Annotated in this window: 18 protein-coding genes, 1 tRNA gene and 1 other RNA gene; 9 read left to right on the top strand and 11 right to left on the bottom strand. The window is 33.4% G+C overall.

The features are described from left to right. Window positions 1–160 precede the first annotated feature (160 nt). The 8 genes from AAGD42_RS06935 to AAGD42_RS06900 form a co-directional block, all read right to left on the bottom strand. A complete protein-coding gene (locus AAGD42_RS06935; protein WP_341752762.1) occupies window positions 161–601 on the bottom strand; it encodes an NUDIX domain-containing protein in 441 nt (146 codons plus the stop codon). 6 nt (window positions 602–607) lie between these two features. After that, an RNA gene (ffs, locus tag AAGD42_RS06930) (signal recognition particle sRNA small type) lies at window positions 608–701 on the bottom strand. Window positions 702–738: 37 nt separating this feature from the next. Then, the gene (locus AAGD42_RS06925) at window positions 739–1,437 is read right to left on the bottom strand and encodes an outer-membrane lipoprotein carrier protein LolA (protein WP_341752761.1); all 699 of its coding nucleotides are present in this window, start codon (window positions 1,435–1,437) and stop codon (window positions 739–741) included. 55 nt (window positions 1,438–1,492) lie between these two features. Beyond that, window positions 1,493–1,960 (bottom strand): thioredoxin-dependent thiol peroxidase, encoded by a 468-nt coding sequence (gene bcp, locus AAGD42_RS06920; RefSeq protein ID WP_250311312.1) that lies wholly within the window; start codon window positions 1,958–1,960, stop codon window positions 1,493–1,495. 22 nt (window positions 1,961–1,982) lie between these two features. Next, window positions 1,983–2,693: an SURF1 family protein gene (locus AAGD42_RS06915; RefSeq protein ID WP_341760735.1), complete on the bottom strand. Its 711-nt coding sequence runs from the start codon at window positions 2,691–2,693 to the stop codon at window positions 1,983–1,985. Between the two features lie 87 nt (window positions 2,694–2,780). Further along, entirely contained in the window at window positions 2,781–3,143 is a 363-nt protein-coding gene (locus AAGD42_RS06910; protein WP_094648949.1) for a type II toxin-antitoxin system VapC family toxin, read from the bottom strand. After that, entirely contained in the window at window positions 3,140–3,367 is a 228-nt protein-coding gene (locus tag AAGD42_RS06905) for a CopG family transcriptional regulator (RefSeq protein ID WP_341748994.1), read from the bottom strand. The genes AAGD42_RS06910 and AAGD42_RS06905 overlap by 4 nt, the downstream gene beginning before the upstream one ends. A 579-nt stretch (window positions 3,368–3,946) precedes the next feature. Beyond that, window positions 3,947–4,037: transfer RNA gene (locus AAGD42_RS06900), tRNA-Ser, on the bottom strand. 205 nt (window positions 4,038–4,242) lie between these two features. On the opposite strand from AAGD42_RS06900, the gene AAGD42_RS06895 reads away from it, so the two are divergent. Then, a complete protein-coding gene (locus AAGD42_RS06895; protein WP_341752759.1) occupies window positions 4,243–5,775 on the top strand; it encodes an N-acetylmuramoyl-L-alanine amidase in 1,533 nt (510 codons plus the stop codon). Between the two features lie 162 nt (window positions 5,776–5,937). Further along, a complete protein-coding gene (locus tag AAGD42_RS06890; protein WP_341749716.1) occupies window positions 5,938–6,087 on the top strand; it encodes a hypothetical protein in 150 nt (49 codons plus the stop codon). Between the two features lie 166 nt (window positions 6,088–6,253). On the opposite strand, the gene AAGD42_RS06885 is transcribed toward AAGD42_RS06890, so the two are convergent. Next, on the bottom strand, window positions 6,254–8,560 hold the full coding sequence (locus AAGD42_RS06885) for a WH2 domain-containing protein (RefSeq protein WP_341752758.1): 2,307 nt from the start codon (window positions 8,558–8,560) through the stop codon (window positions 6,254–6,256). A gap of 137 nt (window positions 8,561–8,697) precedes the next feature. Between AAGD42_RS06885 and AAGD42_RS06880 the strand changes: the two genes are divergently transcribed. From AAGD42_RS06880 to AAGD42_RS06855, 6 genes are all read left to right on the top strand, one after another. Continuing rightward, window positions 8,698–9,309, top strand: coding sequence for a 50S ribosomal protein L25/general stress protein Ctc (locus tag AAGD42_RS06880; RefSeq protein ID WP_341752757.1), 612 nt, complete (start codon window positions 8,698–8,700; stop codon window positions 9,307–9,309). A gap of 317 nt (window positions 9,310–9,626) precedes the next feature. Next, entirely contained in the window at window positions 9,627–10,271 is a 645-nt protein-coding gene (gene pth, locus AAGD42_RS06875) for an aminoacyl-tRNA hydrolase (protein WP_341752756.1), read from the top strand. Window positions 10,272–10,274: 3 nt separating this feature from the next. Beyond that, window positions 10,275–10,709, top strand: coding sequence for a GNAT family N-acetyltransferase (locus AAGD42_RS06870; protein ID WP_341752755.1), 435 nt, complete (start codon window positions 10,275–10,277; stop codon window positions 10,707–10,709). Continuing rightward, entirely contained in the window at window positions 10,706–11,803 is a 1,098-nt protein-coding gene (ychF, locus tag AAGD42_RS06865; protein WP_341752754.1) for a redox-regulated ATPase YchF, read from the top strand. Before AAGD42_RS06870 ends, ychF begins: the two co-directional genes overlap by 4 nt. Before the next feature lie 15 nt (window positions 11,804–11,818). Continuing rightward, window positions 11,819–12,487, top strand: coding sequence for a glutathione S-transferase family protein (locus tag AAGD42_RS06860; RefSeq protein WP_341749723.1), 669 nt, complete (start codon window positions 11,819–11,821; stop codon window positions 12,485–12,487). Between the two features lie 83 nt (window positions 12,488–12,570). Then, on the top strand, window positions 12,571–13,149 hold the full coding sequence (locus AAGD42_RS06855) for a hypothetical protein (RefSeq protein ID WP_341752753.1): 579 nt from the start codon (window positions 12,571–12,573) through the stop codon (window positions 13,147–13,149). 199 nt (window positions 13,150–13,348) lie between these two features. On the opposite strand, the gene AAGD42_RS06850 is transcribed toward AAGD42_RS06855, so the two are convergent. Then, window positions 13,349–15,757 carry a glycosyltransferase gene (locus AAGD42_RS06850; protein WP_341752752.1) on the bottom strand — a complete coding sequence of 803 codons (2,409 nt, stop codon included), beginning with the start codon at window positions 15,755–15,757 and terminating at the stop codon, window positions 13,349–13,351. Next, a complete protein-coding gene (locus AAGD42_RS06845; RefSeq protein WP_341752751.1) occupies window positions 15,754–16,668 on the bottom strand; it encodes an NAD-dependent epimerase/dehydratase family protein in 915 nt (304 codons plus the stop codon). Before AAGD42_RS06845 ends, AAGD42_RS06850 begins: the two co-directional genes overlap by 4 nt. Before the next feature lie 161 nt (window positions 16,669–16,829). On the opposite strand from AAGD42_RS06845, the gene AAGD42_RS06840 reads away from it, so the two are divergent. Then, window positions 16,830–17,942, top strand: a complete 1,113-nt coding sequence (locus tag AAGD42_RS06840; RefSeq protein ID WP_341752750.1) for a glycosyltransferase family 4 protein — start codon at window positions 16,830–16,832, stop codon at window positions 17,940–17,942. Window positions 17,943–18,031 lie beyond the last annotated feature (89 nt).

Below are 18,031 nucleotides of genomic sequence, written 5' to 3'. Positions count from 1 at the left end.
AGGCTCTGTGAACAAAATTTTAATTGTTTAGATTTCGACTCTTTTTAGCTGCAAATTATAAGATTTTTTTGAAATAGAACTAACTATTCCGGCAAAAATCTTATTAATTTTCACTTAAAAATACTCAAAATCTAAACAATTAAAATTTTGTTCACAGAGCCTAGTTAATTAATGATTTAAAGTGAGATAAACCATCTTTTTCGTATCTAGATAACAAATTATATAAACCATCAGGTAAAAAGTTAAGATGTATCAGTTCATTAAATTTTATCCAATGGAATTTTAAGTGATCTTCCTTTGATTTAACTTCTCTATTTATAGATAAATCTTTTGAAATAACTTTAAAAATTATGCAATGCTCATGAACAGCTTTGCCATTATAATCCCATATATTTTCTATCATGCCAACAAAATTGCCTAATTCAAAATTAATTAGCCCTATTTCTTCTCTTAGTTCTCTTGATAATGCGGTATGAATTGACTCTTGGTGTTTTATGTGACCACCAGGCAAAAATAGATTTTTTCCATTGTCAGCAACTAATACAGAATCTTCATCTCTTATATAAGCCCGTGCAATAGCATGAATTTTGTTTGTTTTCATATATATATTATATGCTAGTAATGACCCACCAGAGACTATTTTGGCTGCTTCCTTTCGAACCTGACCAACTGAACAGAGCCAATGCCCACTACTAGCATGTGATAAAATAGTGCTTTTTTCATCTATAGGCAAGCTATTTAACTAGCTAAATTATATTTTTTTTCTATATCGCTTTTGTTCAGTCTCTTTGGTGCTCCAAATATGTCTGGATGTTTGAGCTTGAACAAATCATCATCAAAATTCTGTACTTTTGCAATATGATTAAATTTTATGGTAATAACATTGTCATCCTCAAGTATTTTTAACATTTTCATCTGTTTAGTCTCTTTGTCAAAGGTAATTTGACTACGTCGCTCTGATAAAGTATGATAAATAGTAATTTCAAACATATTATCTCGATCTATCGTCGACTCAATTTTAAAATATTTATCAAAATCTATGCTGTCTTCTAACAAAAAATTAAATACGTTCTCCTCTGCCTTAATGCGACTTACATGTTTCATATCATAGTCATATACCGACACATAGTTAGCATTACCAATAATCACCAAAGGAAATGGTGAATAATAATTACAGCGAAATTTCGCAGGTTTATTAATTAACAGCTTCCCTTCAGTCTGATTTCCCGCCGAATCTTCTTGGGTAAAATCCACAGCAATAGATTTTATTTCCCGTAAATATATTTTGAGCTGGTCAATAGCCTGGTTGTCAACAGGTCTATTCTCTAACTGTTCAGCCTGTTTTTTGACTACAAAAAAATTTTCAGCATGGGCTGCATGGGTTATAGTTAGAAGAAAATAAACAACAATAATACCTTTACAAAACCAGTTAGTCATTTATACCTACATAAAGTTACATTTGTTTTGTATACTACATGAAGATATTATTATTTCAATTTATTTTCCGCAGCTGGTTCAACACATCTTCAGCATGTTTAGCCACTTGCACTTTTGACCAAATGTGAGCTATCTTACCTTTTTTGTCTATTAAGAAGGTAGTTCTCTCGACCCCCATATATTTCTTACCAAACATCGATTTTTCTACCCAAACTCCATATTTTTCACAAGTATCAGAGTTAGAATCTGACGCAAGATCAAAATCCAAACAATATTTTTTCTTGAATTTATCATGAGAATCTAAATTGTCCTTTGATACACCAACAATTACGGTATTCATTTTTTCAAATTCTGGCTTTAGCCTATTAAAATCACCTGCTTCAATAGTACAGCCTGGTGTATCATCTTTCGGATAAAAATATAATACAACAAACTTACCTGATAAATCTGATAAATTGATTTTACTATCTTCGCCTATTGGCATAGTAAAATTTGGTGCAATATCGCCTACTTTTAATATCATAACAACTCTCCCTACTTAATTTTTAATTTCTTTTAGGCAAATGATAAATCACAAACATTATTGCTAATGAAATTGCCAATGTAAACCAGGTAATGGCATATTCTAAATGATCATTTCTGACATTTAACAGATTGTTAATCGATAAACTTTTAACAATCTCAGATTGATTATTGTTACCTTCCATAATTAAATAAAAACTCTCTAATGTCAAACCAAGAATATCAGATGCTTGAGTTAAATCTAAAGTAAACCAAACATTATTTTTAACATCATTATCTAAGACAAACAGCTTGGTTTTCTCACCAAGGAGAATTACACCGGTAATTTCCGTAGAATCATCTACTATATTATCAATATTTTTCTTATGTTTTCCAGCAAACCACCCTAGTACAACTAAGATTATCTTATTATCATCAGTTTGAAAAGGACTAACTAAATAATAACCATCTTTTTCAGTGGACATTGATTTACGTCCATAAAGATGTAAATTCTTACCAGTTAAAAAATGCCCATTCATCTTTACTTTAGCATATAATTTATCTGCACTAAGTGTTTTTATATCAATAGGAGGATTATTAAGATTATTTTTCATTGAACTTAAAAATAGTTCTTTTTCCTGTAATCTAACAATCTGCCAAAACCCTAGTGATAAGAGGATGACAAATGCTAATATAGTAAGCAATAAAGGTAGTAACTGTACTTGACACTTACCGATTTTTAAAATCTTGGACATCATAATTCCTATTAAACTGAGGTCGATTACTGGAAAGTTGATACTCATGTACAACCAAATAATCTCATAGAATTCCCATTCTATCAATTATATATTGTACGGAACTTTTATGTCAGAGGCATGGATAGGAAAATCTTTGGTATTTCTAGTTATTAACAAACCATTGCAATACTTAGCTGTTGCCCATATTATTGCATCAGGTAGTTTGATTTTATGCTCTTTTCTAATAGAGATGGCAATTTCAGCTATTTCTTTATTTAAGTCAATTATGGTAAAATTATCTAAGAACTCTCTGGTGGTTTCGTCGTTATCCTCTGACGCTCCAACTAATATTTCCATTTTAGTTATTATACTAATTTGACAATCTTTATATTGCTCAAGTTCTTTACTAGCCACTGTATGTCCTAACAAATAATCTATCAATATATTAGTATCAAATAATACTTTCATTCACCCCACTCACCACGTAATTTTTGTTGATATAATAAGCCATCCAATTTTTGATCTTTCCATATACCAAATGCTGATTTATAGCCTTTTTTACTTTTAGTATAATTGGTTATATAGTCAGCCAAAGCTTGTCTTATAATTTCTGCCCTCGACACTTTTTTTTTCTTTGATAGTTGATTCAAAATTTTTACTTGCATGTCAGGTATATCAATAATAGTTCTCATACTATGTTCACTATATTAGTTATCATTATCTGATATATAATAATGTACTTTATTAATTTTTTCAAGACTGCTGTTATTTGGGCAGCAATTATAAATTCAAAAATATTAGTTTTAAAACAAAATAACATTTTAAAGTCTTGGACATCATAATTTCTTCATTAATTATCGCAGGCAGATAGCACCCTATATTTTTTTACTATTTTCTTATGATGAATAAAAAATCTGGTTACCAAGCGTCATTGCGAGGAGACCGTAAGGTCGACGAAGCAATCCAAAAAATGAACCAGGAATGGATTGCTTCTTGGCTTACGCCTTCTTGCAATGATGTTTTTATTGCTGTTGTAATACTTATAGAATAAAAATTGTAGGGTACTATGATTTGTTATACTCTCTATTAACGATTCTATACGTTTTATAATTAGTTTATCGCTTTTTATCCAAAAACAAAAATCCGTTTTGGCTTCATCGTGCCAGATTATCTGATGCAGTTGAGAGCAAATATACCCCTTATTTTTCAACTTGTAAGGAGCATATGGATTGTTTTATAAAATTAGAAAACCCTGGAAGGGTAATAAGTATTGGCGGAGAGAGAGGGATTCGAACCCTCGATACGGTTAACCCGTATAACGGTTTAGCAAACCGTCGCCTTCAGCCTCTCGGCCACCTCTCCAAGTCATATGACCATAGCACCGCTTACTTATAGCATTAAATTGTTTACATTTCTATAATTATTTTATAAAGTTATAGTGTAACTTTTAAATCGCCCTGAATTACGGTGATACTAATTAATCCCTTGAATTTACCATTGAATAATCTAAAATGAAAGATAAGTACTTAATTTTTTAATATATTTTATTTAGTGATTTTATATTTGTATGACCAATAAAGCTTTTAAGATTTTTTCAAGATACTATCTTGTTATAATAGTTGCATTGTTAAATGTTGGGTGTTCCCATAAAAAAGTTGGTGCTTTATCTAAGTCACATCCTGATATTGTAAGATTTCACAATGATTTTGCTCATTTACAAAGAGAACTTCCTGTATTGCAAAAGAAAAACTTACTTTTCCTAGACCCTGTGCCAGTTGCAAATTATGGTGACAGAGAAGGTAGAAAAGTATCAATGGTTATAGTTCACCATACTGGTATATCAACATTAAAAGATACAAAAGAATTGCTAAACAAAATAGGTCTGTCTGCTCATTTTATTGTAGATAAGGATGGCAGTATTACGTTAACGGTTCCTTTAGAAAAGCGAGCATACCATGCTGGTATTAGTTATGCTAAAATTAAAATGGGTGAGCAATTTGAAGAATTAACTGCTTTAAATAATTATTCTATCGGCATAGAAATAGTGAATACTGGGCGTGAATTGTTTTCACAACAGCAAATGGAATCTGTAAAAGAATTGCTCCTATATCTTATGAAACGTTTTAAAATAAGAAAAGATATGATATTTAGTCATTCTGAAATAGGAACAATATTGTATAGTAAAGCATTTGACAGTTATGTGCTACGTAAAGTTGATCCGCATAGATTATTTGATTGGGAGTTATTGGAAAGAAATAATATAGGGCTTCATATAAATAATAGAATAGAATCCAACGAGGCTAAGCACTTAATGGATAAAGTATTATATAAAATGGGAGATAAAAACACAGATATTCTAAAATTAAAAGAAAGACTGAATAGATTTTTTTATAAGATACGACCTTGGAATGATAAAGAAGGTAAGGTAGTTTTGCCTGATGATCGTATCAATTATTCAAATGAATTTGATGAGAGTTTTATGTGGGTAGTATATCAGTTTTCGATACATAATCTACCAATAGAAATTAGGAAGGATTTACCTTTAAAACTTGAGCAACAAGATGTATTTCCTAAGCTTTTAGATAAGTATCGAGATAGTATTTATAGTGAATTCAATAATTTACACTCCAAAATTCATATGCTTATTAAACCACGTGATTTAAATGAAAAAGACTATAAATATTTATTAACTTCCCTTACAAATTATGAACAAGAGGTATCACGTAATACGTTCAATAGCTTAATATATAAAATGGAAATATATTATAATTCTGATTTAAGGTATGATATAATCTTGCCATATAATACCTTTAAAAACAATTTATTAAATAAAATAGATGTTTTACAACAAGACATTTTATCTTTGGAATCTTTAGAAGCTCATAAAATTACTGAGGTTTCAAATTTAATAGCTATGTTTAAAGAAAACATTTCTTCTGAATTCCAAAAATTCGAACAAGAATATTATCAGCAATACATAACAGTATGGAAGAAAGAATTCCTACCTCTTATGAAAAAACAAGTTAAATGGACTAAGTTACATGAAGAAATATTAAAATACTTAGAGAAATCTAAATCACAAATTAATGAGACAAACTAATATTATACCCGATATTGGTATTGATCCATAGCAAACTGCCATCTATTCACAATAACGTTTGAGGATATTGTAAACTACAACGGTCATTGCGAGGAATCGTTTTATGACGACGAAGCAATCTAATTAATGTGGATTGCCACAACCTACTTGCGTGGTCTCGCAATGACACCTGCTGGAGTAAATACCCGTATTGTTATTGGAGAAAGCGTATTCTTGCCATTATTATTACAATATCCTGAAATACCTAATATACAGTCGTTAGCGGCTAAACAATATTTTCAAGTAATTTATTTAGATCAGGTTGTTGAATGAATTGATGAATAAAAAACCTGCTCACCAAGAGTCATTGCAAGGAGTTGCTTTGCGGCAACGCAGTAATCCAAAAATGAATGGATTGTTTTGTCGCCACTAAAGTGGCTCCTCGCAATGACGTCGTTTTGATACACCTACTTAACCCCAACATTAGTGTACACTGCCCTTATACACCCTGACCACCTACAGGTCGAATTTTATGGGGAAGAGGTGGTGGAGGAAGGGGCTTATTGGCTCCTGTAACATTCTTGGATTTAGGGATAGCGGCTACAATAGCTTTTGCTTCTGCCTGAAGCTTTTTAGGGAGCTCTTCCTTTGTTGCTACCACTTCAACAACAGGCTTAGCTGATAAGTCAAGAGCATTGTTCTCATACTTCTCTTTAAGTTCATTTAGCTTGTTAACGATTCTTGTTTGTTTCTTTTCCTGATCATCTTCTTCCCATTCCTCAAAATCTTGCCCACTGAAATCTTTCTCAATAAATTCAACTAGCTTTTCTTTGGTCTTAATAATATCTTTAGTCTCAGGAAGTTCATCATGAAGTGTATTAATAAGAGTAGATTCATTAACTTTTTTATTTTCAATAAACTCCACAAGCTCAGCATGTGGGTGTTCATCATCGTAATCAGGTTGGAATGCCTTTGCTCTAGTAAGAATTGCGTCTCTCAGAGATGTAGCAATAGAAGGTTCCTCTCCTGCTTTAGTTTTATCTACAGCATCTTTGTGTTGTTTATCTGTACCTACTTTTTTAAGTTTTAATCCAGCTCTAATTGCAGCTAATAGATCGTCCCCTACCGGTTTCTTCTCAGATACTGCTACTGATTTAAGTTGTATTTCCTTATTAATTTCATTTAATAGCTGCCCATGAGCATTCTCCTGCCCTTCTATTGGGTTTGCTGCTGCCGGGTTGTTAGTTTGACCAGGTGGCGGCGGTGGTGGTGGTGGAGGTGGTGGTAGCGGTTGATCAAACCCTCCTGGTAGAGGCGGCGGAACTGGTTGGGTTGCTGTAGGTGGCAATGGTGGCGGCGGTGGTATTATTTGGGGTTCTTGATGAGCCCCTTGTTGTAAGCCTGGTACCACATGTGGTGGTGGCGGTGCTGGAGGTATTTCCGCTGCAATATTTGGTTGTGGGTCAGCTAGATTCTGCAACGACGTAGTACGTACAGGTGGAGGTGGAGCATGCCGTTTTGTTGACGATGGCATAGATGCTCGTCTAGCATGTTCTTCTGGTTGTGGAGCATTTATATCCGGCAACGAAGTAGTAGGCGTTAGTGGAGGAGGCGGCGGTGGAGCTGGACGTATTGGTCGTGGTATAGAGCCGGCTGCTTGCTGAAGACCTGTACCCCCAGGTAGAGGCGGTGCTGGTGGTATTGTATTTTGTTGCTGAACAGCTTGGTTTGGTAATGAGGCGTTAGCTAAATGAGGTGGTGGCGGGGCTGGACGTAGTGGCACCGTCTGTAGATTAGGCATTGATGAGTGCAAGGCTTGTGACTGAGTCTGCTCTTGACCAATCGTAGTTAGTAATGGTTCTGAAGTAGAAATTATTTTGGAAAAAGTCAAATCAATTTCACTACTTAAAAGTTTTACGCGTTCTGACTGTTCAGGTAATAACTTCCTTTTTTTCAGATTTTCTAATTCTTTCTGCAGCTTATTTTGTCTATCTAACTTTGAACTTTCTATGATCTTACCAGTGGTTTTTAAAGCATTATCAACATACTGTAACGTTAGATTATTTTTGTTTACGGTGTCTTTTAAAATTTGTTCTTGACTTTTTACGAAAGCATATTTAATTTTTGCAACAGATTTCTTAAGGTTGTCTAGCCAAGTTGATGGTAATTCTTGTTGCAATTCTGCTAATTCTTTTTTTATAGCAAGCAGTCCTTGAACCTTACTATTAGCATTTACCAGTTCGGTTATATCTTGTTGTATTTGTGTTAGCTGTGTTCTTTCGTGCATTAATGCTACAGCCTCTTTAGCATTATAAAACTTTGGTACAATTTCTCTAAAATCTTTTTGGGATACACCTAAACTGCTCAAATGCTCTTGTAATTTTCCTGCTCTTTCCAATTGTTCTGGCAATAATGATTCATTATTAAGAATTTTATCTAATCCTATCTGTAATTCTTTATCGATGATTACTTGTAAAGATGAAGATTTTTTTCCTACTTTTGTTAATGTATTATCAACATATGTGAGTATCTCTCTGTTGATTTCTCTCCTTTCTGCGGCAATCTGCTCATCATTTTTTATAAAAAGATATTTCACTTGAGGAATAATTTGTACGAATCTTTTAAACCAAGGTAAAGATGGTGCTTCCTTCTTTAACGCATCTACTTTCTGTTTTAGTTCTATGCTACCTTTTAATTGTTGATTAGCATCTAGGAGTTCACCTATAGCATTCTGCATCTTTGTTAATGAATTTGCTTCACTTGATAATACAGCGTCTATGTTTTTTTGATCTTGAACTTTCGACATATGATAACCTCTTAATAACTTTACTATGAACGTCTATAGTAAACAATAGTCAAACGTCTTGTCAAATTAATACTTGAATTTTTTAGCATTTAGTACTATCATTACCCAATATTATTAAAAGCTCTTGGGAGAAAAAGATGAGTGAACTATTAGAACTTGCAGCGGAAATGCGGGAGAAATTTGGGACAGGAGCTGCAAGAGACCTACGCAGAAGAGGTATGGTTCCTGCTGTGGTTTATGGAGCAAATAAACAGCCACTTGCCGTTTCTATTGAAGAAAAAGAAATAACTAAACACTATAGAAAGCCTGGTTTTATATCATCCATTGTTCAAATTAAAGTGGGGAACAAAACTCATAAAGTATTACCAAAAGCTGTAGAATTGCACCCTATTACTGACATAGTTAGGCATGTTGATTTTGTCCATTTAGAAGAAAAAACCCAAACAATGGAAGTTCCAGTAGTTTACGAAGGTAAAGAAAGAGCTTTAGGAGTTAAAAGGGGTGGATTCTTTAATATCATCAAAAGAACTATGACTCTTTTATGTGATGTCAATAATATACCTAAAAATGTTAATATTGATGTTAGCAATATGCTAATAGGTCAGTCTTTAAAAGCTAAAGGCATTAAATTACCTGAAGGAACTCAGCTAGCTAGTAAAAGTGATTTTATTATTGCTACTATCATTGGGCGTAAGGGTAGTAAGGCAGAAAGTGAAGAAACTGCAACTGACGAAGTGAAAGCAAAATAATTATATAACCGTCATTGCGAGGAGTGTGTAAGCTTTAGCCGTCATTGCGAGGAAGACCGTAGGTCGACGAAGCAATCCATATGACAATTTATGGATTGCCACGCTCACATACGTTCGCTCGCAATGACGTGTATGCATCTCAAACGTCGTTGCGAGGAGTCGTTTTATGACGACGAAGCAATCCATTTTTGTGTCATACCTGCTTCGGTGCGGGGTCTAGATTCCCGCCTACGCGGGAATAACAAATTCACTCGTCCATATATGACAATAGTGGGTGGAAATGATGAAGTGGTGTGAAATGACAAAAGGTCGTAATAATGACATTATCAAAAACGCGTGAATATCCCTCAATTATTGGCGAAGCCAATTCTTCAAAGCCTTCAAATATATACTCAAATCAGAAGAGTGTACTCGTTGTAGGTTTGGGGAATATAGGCAAGGAGTATCAAAATACTCGTCATAACGTTGGCTTCATAGCTGTCGATTATTTATCAGAATACTATAAAATTTCTTGGAATACAAAATCCAAACTTCATGCAGAACTGGCACAAGGGATAGTGGACGGACAGAAATTACTATTGGCAAAACCTGTAACTTATATGAATCTGTCCGGTAAAGCAGTACAAGCCATATGTTCTTACTATAATATCAACCCACCAAATATTTTCGTTTTACATGATGATATAGATTTAGAAATTGGTCGAATAAAATATAAATTAGCTGGTGGTAGCGGAGGGCATAATGGTTTAAAATCATTGGATCAGTGTGTAGGGAATGATTATCACCGTATCAGAATTGGGGTAGGAAGACCAGCGGCATATGATGATGTATCGGATTACGTCTTAGCTTCTTTTTCTAAAGAAGAATATAAAATTATTATCAGTTCCATTGAAGTAATAACCAATAATTTCCATTTATTACTTTCAGGTAAAGTAGAAGAATTTAGCAGGAGTATAATTTAAATTATGGAGAAACCATTAAATTTACAGATAATCTATGCAGATAATAGCATAGATGCACAATATATGAAGATAATGGAAGATGGTTTAAATGAGCAGGCTAAAGTCAAGAAGGGGCTTGATGTTATAAAATCATTTTCCTTCACCTGTTTTGATAATGATAAAAATTTTGTTGCTGGTGTAGATGGCAAGATCTTCTATGGTTGTTTATATGTTGACATGTTATGGGTTTCCGAAAATTTTCGTGGTCAGAATTATGGCACTTTACTGATGGCAAAGGTGGAAGATGTAGCACGAGAGCGTAATTGTAAATTTATGACTGTATGCACTACCGATTGGCAGACCAAACCATTTTATGAAAAATTAGGCTTTAAATTAGAGTTTGTAAGAAGTGGCTATGATAAAGATTCGGAAGTATATTATTTAAGGAAAGATTTATGACATTAAGATGTGGTATTGTTGGTTTGCCAAATGTAGGAAAATCAACTTTGTTTAATGCTTTAACTTCCAGTATTGCAGCAGAAGCGGCTAATTATCCTTTCTGCACTATAGAGCCAAATTCGGCTATAGTATCAGTACCGGATATTAGGCTAAATGAGTTGGCAGTTGTTGCTAATTCTACTAAAATTATTCCTACTTATATAGAAGTCGTCGATATTGCTGGCTTGGTACAAGGGGCTAGTAAAGGTGAGGGGCTTGGTAATAAGTTTTTATCTCATATACGAGAGGTCGATGCTATTTTGCACGTATTACGTTGTTTTGAGGATATAGATATTACTCATGTACATAATAAAATTGATCCAATATATGATGCTGAAATAATAGAAACAGAATTAATTTTAGCCGATCTTGAATCGGTAGAAAAACGTTTAACGAATGCTGAGAAACGTTTAAAAACAGGTGATAAAGCTTTAAAAGATCAAGTAGAGTTATTAAAAGAAATTCAAGCAACTCTAGCGATAGATAAGCCAGTACGCAGCATCAGCAAGGCTTATAGCAAAGAAATGTTAGATCAATTGCAATTATTGACTTCTAAGCCAGTTTTATATGCTTGCAATGTCTTGGAAAATGAGGCGATTACTGGTAATAAATTTACCGAGCTTGTAGCAAAAAAAGCTGAAGAAGAAGGGGCAAAACATGTCCTCATTTCATCGAAAATTGAAGCGGATATTGCAGTTTTGGAAAGTAAAGAGGAAAAAATTGAGTTCTTAAATAGTATAGGGCTTGCGGAAACAGGTCTGAGTAAAATTATAAGAGAAATGTATAATTTATTAGATCTAAAAAGCTTTTTTACTGTTGGGCCTAAAGAAACACATGCCTGGACTTTTAGTAATGGTACACTGGCTCCTAAAGCAGCTGGTATTATTCATACTGATTTCGAGAAAGGTTTTATTCGGGCTGAAGTCATTAGCTATCAGGATTATATAAAGTTTAATGGGGAAGTAAAAGCCAAAGAAATGGGTAAAATGCGTTTAGAAGGTAAAGAGTATAAAATGCAAGATGGAGATGTAGTGCATTTTAGGTTTAATGTTTAAATCAAGGGTAGTTAATTGAGAAAATTATACCATCATCCTATTTGTCCATTATCACGTCAGGTTCGGGTGTTGCTAAAAGAACTAGATGCTCAATTTACTATGGTTAAAGAGGATTATTGGCAGAGGAATCAGGAATTTTTGTCTTTAAATCAGGCGGGTACTTTACCGGTCTTACAAGAGGCATCCAATTTAATTATAGCAGGAATTTATCCGATCACTGAGTATTTTCATGAAAAATATCCAAATTTTAATTTTATGGACGAAGATTTTGATATTAGATGCGAAATCCGTCGATTACTCAGTTGGTTTAATGAAAAATTTTACCGCGAAGTAACAAAAATTATTATCGATGAAAAAGTAGTAAGACCATCCTGCCAATTAGGGGGACCTAGAACCGATTTTCTTAGAGCAGCAAAGACTAATTTGTCACATCACTTGAACTATATGTCCAATTTATTGGAGTTACGTAGCTTTATTGCATCAAATTCCTTAAGCTGTGCAGATATAGCTGCCGCCTGTCATATCTCCGTTCTAGATTATTTCGGTGAAGTTAACTGGGATAAATGGTCATCTATTCGTCATTGGTATGCAATAGTCAAATCCAGACCTAGCTTTCGCTCCCTACTACAAGACAAAATACCAGGTTTTACTCCACCCACATGCTACGCCGATTTAGATTTTTAATGGTTGAGATAATGGGAATTTTCTGCTACAATTTCTAGTGAAGTCCATGGATAAAAAATTTAATTAAATAATCAGAGGAAATTATGGGTAAAAAACTAGATGAAGTTCAAGAGAGTTTGCCTGCAAAAGAACTAAAGAGTCATATAGGAGAAATGCCTGGTACTTTTCTAGCCTTGCAACAACTAGAAGAAGTAAAAAAGAATCTGGAGGAAGCACGGAAATGTTTTTCTGGTACTGCTAGTAAGGCTTTTTCTGGGGTAAAGAAATTAGAATTTGAGAAAGCAGGAAAGGTGTTTGAGGAATTTATGAGTTCATTTGAAAAACTCAAGGAATTCGCTGATAATGTAGATCATAAAAAACCTCTAGATAAATTAAGCTCTTCACTAACTCTTACAGGTCGCTTAAAAGATTTTGCTACAGAACAATTAAAAAAAGTTGAAAAAATATTTGAGGCACCCATTAATGCCATCAAAGATAATAAGATTTTAAATGCGGTGGTGAATGTAATAAAATGTTCATGTAAGGCAGTTAGCGCTATAGTTAAAAGTAGTTTAAACAATGCTATAGCCATGGGAGACGTTGCCAAGAGTGTTGTTAATCTAGGTTCGGCAATAAAAGAGGCTGCTATGGGTAAAGGGACACAAGCATCAATGAGTAAGTAACTATAGCTAACCCGATTAGCTTAGCATTTATCAATGTAAACTAACGTCATTGCGAGGAGCCGCTTTACGGCGACACGGCAATCCGAAAATGGATTGCTTCGTCGGCTTACGCCTCCTCGCAATGACAAGCGAGCTATATGCCTACGTCATTGCGAGCGAACGCACGTGAGCGTGGCAATCCATAAGCCTATCACTCCCCTCACCTATTATGATCATTATTTATGACTGTTAGCAAATAGTTTTTTAAAGCAAGAGCATTTTTATTATATTTTATAATAAACTCCGGTAGTTTAGAACGTATTATATCAATATTTTGTTGAACCTTTTCTATTGCTTTAAATATGGTCAGCGGACAATCAACGCGATTAACAGTTAACATATCACGTAAAAATTGATCATCATAAATATCTGCTGTAGGACCAACTAAGCAAGGCACTCCTAAACTTAGACTCTCTAAAACTATCATAGGTGAACATTCTGAATTAGTAACGTATAAAGTTAAATTAGTATTGGCAATAAGTTTTATTAGTTCTTGATGTGGTAATTGCTCAGGAAAAACTTTAAGCTCTACATCCTGCATCATCCAACAAGCATGTTTATTGTCATTAAAATGGCAATTAGTATAACAAGAAACCTTATCTTTCAACATACTTATTGCGGCAAATTGAGGATAGAGATTTTTTATCCATATGCTAGAAGCACTCCATATACCAATTGTAAATTTACTATTCTCTATAGCTATCACCTTTTTTTCAGGCATTGATGGTATGAAGTTTTGTAATAAATAAGATTGAATACCATTAGCTATCAAAAATTGTTCTAGACCTTTCTTCAGGGTGATAATAGCCTTAATCTTATTTTGTTTATATAAATTTAACCATTTATAAAAATCTTGGCAATGATGAGAATCTACCCATTGGGCAGGAGAACCATGCCATAAAAAGTAAATATCTAAATAATTATCAGCCTTAAGCTGATGCAACTTTTCTACTAATTGAGCATGAACATCAAGCCCACCCGATATAACTAATTTTTTAATGCCTGTTTTGATAATTAACTGAGCTATTTTAGTGATAATTTTGTTAGGTAAATATGCATTAATATAACTTAGCAAAATAATTCCTTTGCCTATAGGAAAAGGAATTATTTGGTCAAATAATTCTTTAGTGGAGTTAGCGACTCCAGGAAAAGTACTAGAATATATTACGTAAATATCGTTATAGTCAATTGATGGGAAGTTGGTGACGTTGTCGCTCAATGCTCGCCTATTACTTATAGGCGTCGCTCCATCGTTCCTGCTACCTAATTCCCCTGAATTGACTATATCCTTTTGCTGTCCTTGGTATTTGATTATAAAATTTTTAAAATTATCATAATCATTTTCTGAAGAACAAGAATAAAGCATTGTAATTATTCGTCTAGCAAGCAATCTAACCCAATAATATCTTAGAAGAGGTTGTGCTATCTTTTTTAACAAACGAATAGAACGGATTTTATCAATTATCGATGGAGCTTCGCCCTTACTAACAAGATTAATATCTCTTAAAATTTGTTGCTTTATTTGTAAATTTTGTTTTTTGTTATGATTTTTTACTGAAATATCTATAAACGAAAGCCATAAATTTTGCAAATTGGTTTTATCGGCAAAGATTTTTTGATAAGCAAGAAAATTTTGCTGTTTAATTTTTGTTAGTAAATCTCGGTCAACATCTAATTTTTTTATTACCTCCGTAAGATACAGATGATTCCTGTTGATTATAAACTGATGTTGTATATCAGGTAGCACCTCCCGGACAATCCCCACGTCAGTAGTAATAATTGCACAACCAAATGCCATCGCTTCAATAAGCGTCAACGGTGTTCCTTCTTGCACGGAGGCTATTAGCAAAATGTCTGTTTCTTTTAGAGTATCCCAAACTTCTTGTTTTGAGTGTAATCGCTTATTTTTATCTATTATACATTTTTTGATATAAATTTTCTCATGCTCAAGATGTTCTAGGGCTGGTATAATTACTGTTTTTAGACCTTTGTAATCGTCAATAGTACTATACCAACTTTCCCAAGCACTATTACCGATCCATGTGATAACTAGCTGACTAGAGGCTAAACCAATTTTAGGATCAGGGGGAATTTGTGAATCTGGAATTAATACATTATCATAAATTACTTGCCACGGTTTTGGATATTCTGGGATATTTGCATAAATATCATACAATCTTTTAGAGCTAGTGTAGTAGTTGTCAATAAATCGGAAAGTTGGTAGATTTTTTAGTATGTCAGATTCATTTTCAATAAATAAATGATCAGGTATGCTAATGGTAATGGCAATATTTAATAATTTTTCAATATTACTATTAGTGTTAATACTGTTATCTGCTATAATTTGCAGTAAGTGCGTTAAATACCCGCGATGAAAAAAATGTATTAATTTAATAGAATTATATTGGTTTAAATTAATTAAAAACTCCTCCGATGTTTTATAATCACCGCTATAAATTATATGACAATCATATTGATCATTTAACAAAGATTGAACAAACGAAGCAACGCTATCAAAAGCCCACCCCCTAATATCTGCTACTAAAATCAGGGTTTCTTTGGAATTCATAAATTTACGCTAAATAACTCTAATAATCCAGTTGCTAACTCATATGTTGCTTTATAATTTAAAATCTGCTGAGCCAATTCTGGGCTGCCAACAGAAGTATTTATACTACCAACTTGAGGTGGTAGATATTTCATTCCTTTGATAACAGCGATTTTATCAATTAATTGAATAAGTTCATTTATAGAATAGGCACGTCCTGTGCAAACATTTAGTACTGGTGCCGATGATGCCGCCATAGATAAGGCTCTAACACACATATTTGTTACATCTGAAACATGTATAAAGTCCCGACTTTGATTTCCATCACCAAAAATCACCAACTCTTTACCATCTTTCACTTGTTCTCTAAATATTGATATTACACCAGAATAATCAGAATTTTTAGGTTGTCCTGTACCATAAACATTAAAAAAGCGTAAACCACAGCTTTTAAGAGATTTAACCTCGCCAAAAGCCTTAGCTTGTAGCTCGCAGGCATATTTATCCGCCGCATAAGGAGAAAGTGGACTCACTTTGCCATTTTCTTGTAGAGGAAAATCACTGATCTTCCCGTAAACAGCAGCAGATGACGCATATACCACAGGAATATTTTGTTTACTTGCCTGAAGGAAGATATTAATGGTTCCTGTTAAATTTACTTGATGGCTATAGTGCCAATTATTAATTGATTCCTGCACGCTTGCCACTGCTGCAAGATGAAAACAACCCTCGATATTTCTAAATACTTTCTTCACAATATCTTGATCTAAAATATTTCCTTGAATAAATTCAATATTTTTATCAGGTGAATTATTAAAGGTACCAGTTGAAAGATCATCCAATATGACAACTTGATGCCCTTCTTTTGTTAATAATTTAACAAGGTGCGAACCAATGAAACCAGCCCCACCAGTGACTAAATATCTTGACATATACTATATAATAAGTTTAATTCAATTATACTCAAATGATTTGAAGAGTTTGCTCCGCAAGACTGTAGGTAATTCGCGTGTTCACCCTTTGCTTATTGTCCCCATTTCCCAAATCATTTGAGTATGATTTTATGTTATAGAGTTATTATAAAGAAAAATAAATGAAAAAAATCATTATTTTTACAAATACAGATGGGCACTTTTATAACCATCTTCTGCCAATCGCTTTGACTGGTAAAATGAAAGGATATGAAGTTAAAGTACTAACAGATATTGGTGAATTTAAAGATAAAATAGAACAGCATAATTTACCAATAATTCCAATTTCAATAAAGCGTGGGAGTATTAACCTTTTTGCTGATTTACTATTATTATTCAAGTTAATCAGAATATTAAATAAGGAAAAACCTGATATATTACATAATTTCACTATAAAACCAATTTTTTATGGAAGTATCAGTGCTTTTCTGTGCAATATACCACAAATCATTAACACTTTTGTTGGTATGGGCTTATTGTTTATCAGCAATAAATTTTTACTAAAATGCCTTAGGAAGATCATAGTTAAAATATTATCCCTAATAAGCTATTATAAAAGCATGTTATTTGTTGTACAAAATGATGATGATTTAGCTTTAGTAGTGAAATTAGGTATTGCTCCACCAAATTTAGTCATTAAACAATGTAGTGTTGGTATAGAAACCAAGAAATTCCCTCTCCTACCAGAACCGTTAGGTAATAAAATAGTAGTTGCCTTAGTAGCTAGAATGCTTATTGATAAAGGTGTATATGAATTTATATATGCCGCAAAAATATTAAAACAGAAAAATATCGATGCTGAATTCTGGTTAGTTGGTCAGCCTGAGCAAAATAATAAACAATCAATAGCACAATCCATATTGAAAGACTACCAAAATCTAGGATATATCAAATATCTTGGATATCAGAAAGATATAGAAGAAATATGGAAAAAAGCCCACATCGCCGTATTGCCCTCCTATCGTGAAGGACTAAGCCGCTCCCTTTTAGAGGCTGGGGCATATGGTAGAGCGATTATTACTACTGACGCTCCAGGTGGCAGAGAATTAATACAAGACAAAATAAATGGGTTATTAGTCAAACCTCAAAATATAGAAGATTTAGCAATAGCTATGGAGCTGCTAATCACTATGCCTTCGTTACGAAAACATCTTGGTGCGCAAATTCGACAAGATATTTTAGAAAAATATGACAACCAATTAATCTCTGAGAAGATGGTTAACTTTTACGATTAGTGGTATTGATGCAATCCAAAATTTATTTAACTTGATTATAAAGCATTTGTACTCTCTCGTAGTTAATTGGTTTATAGTAAAAGCAGTTA

The organism is Candidatus Tisiphia endosymbiont of Dioctria linearis (genome assembly GCF_964026545.1).
GTDB lineage: Bacteria > Pseudomonadota > Alphaproteobacteria > Rickettsiales > Rickettsiaceae > Tisiphia.
This window is presented reverse-complemented; position numbering and strand designations above follow the sequence as displayed.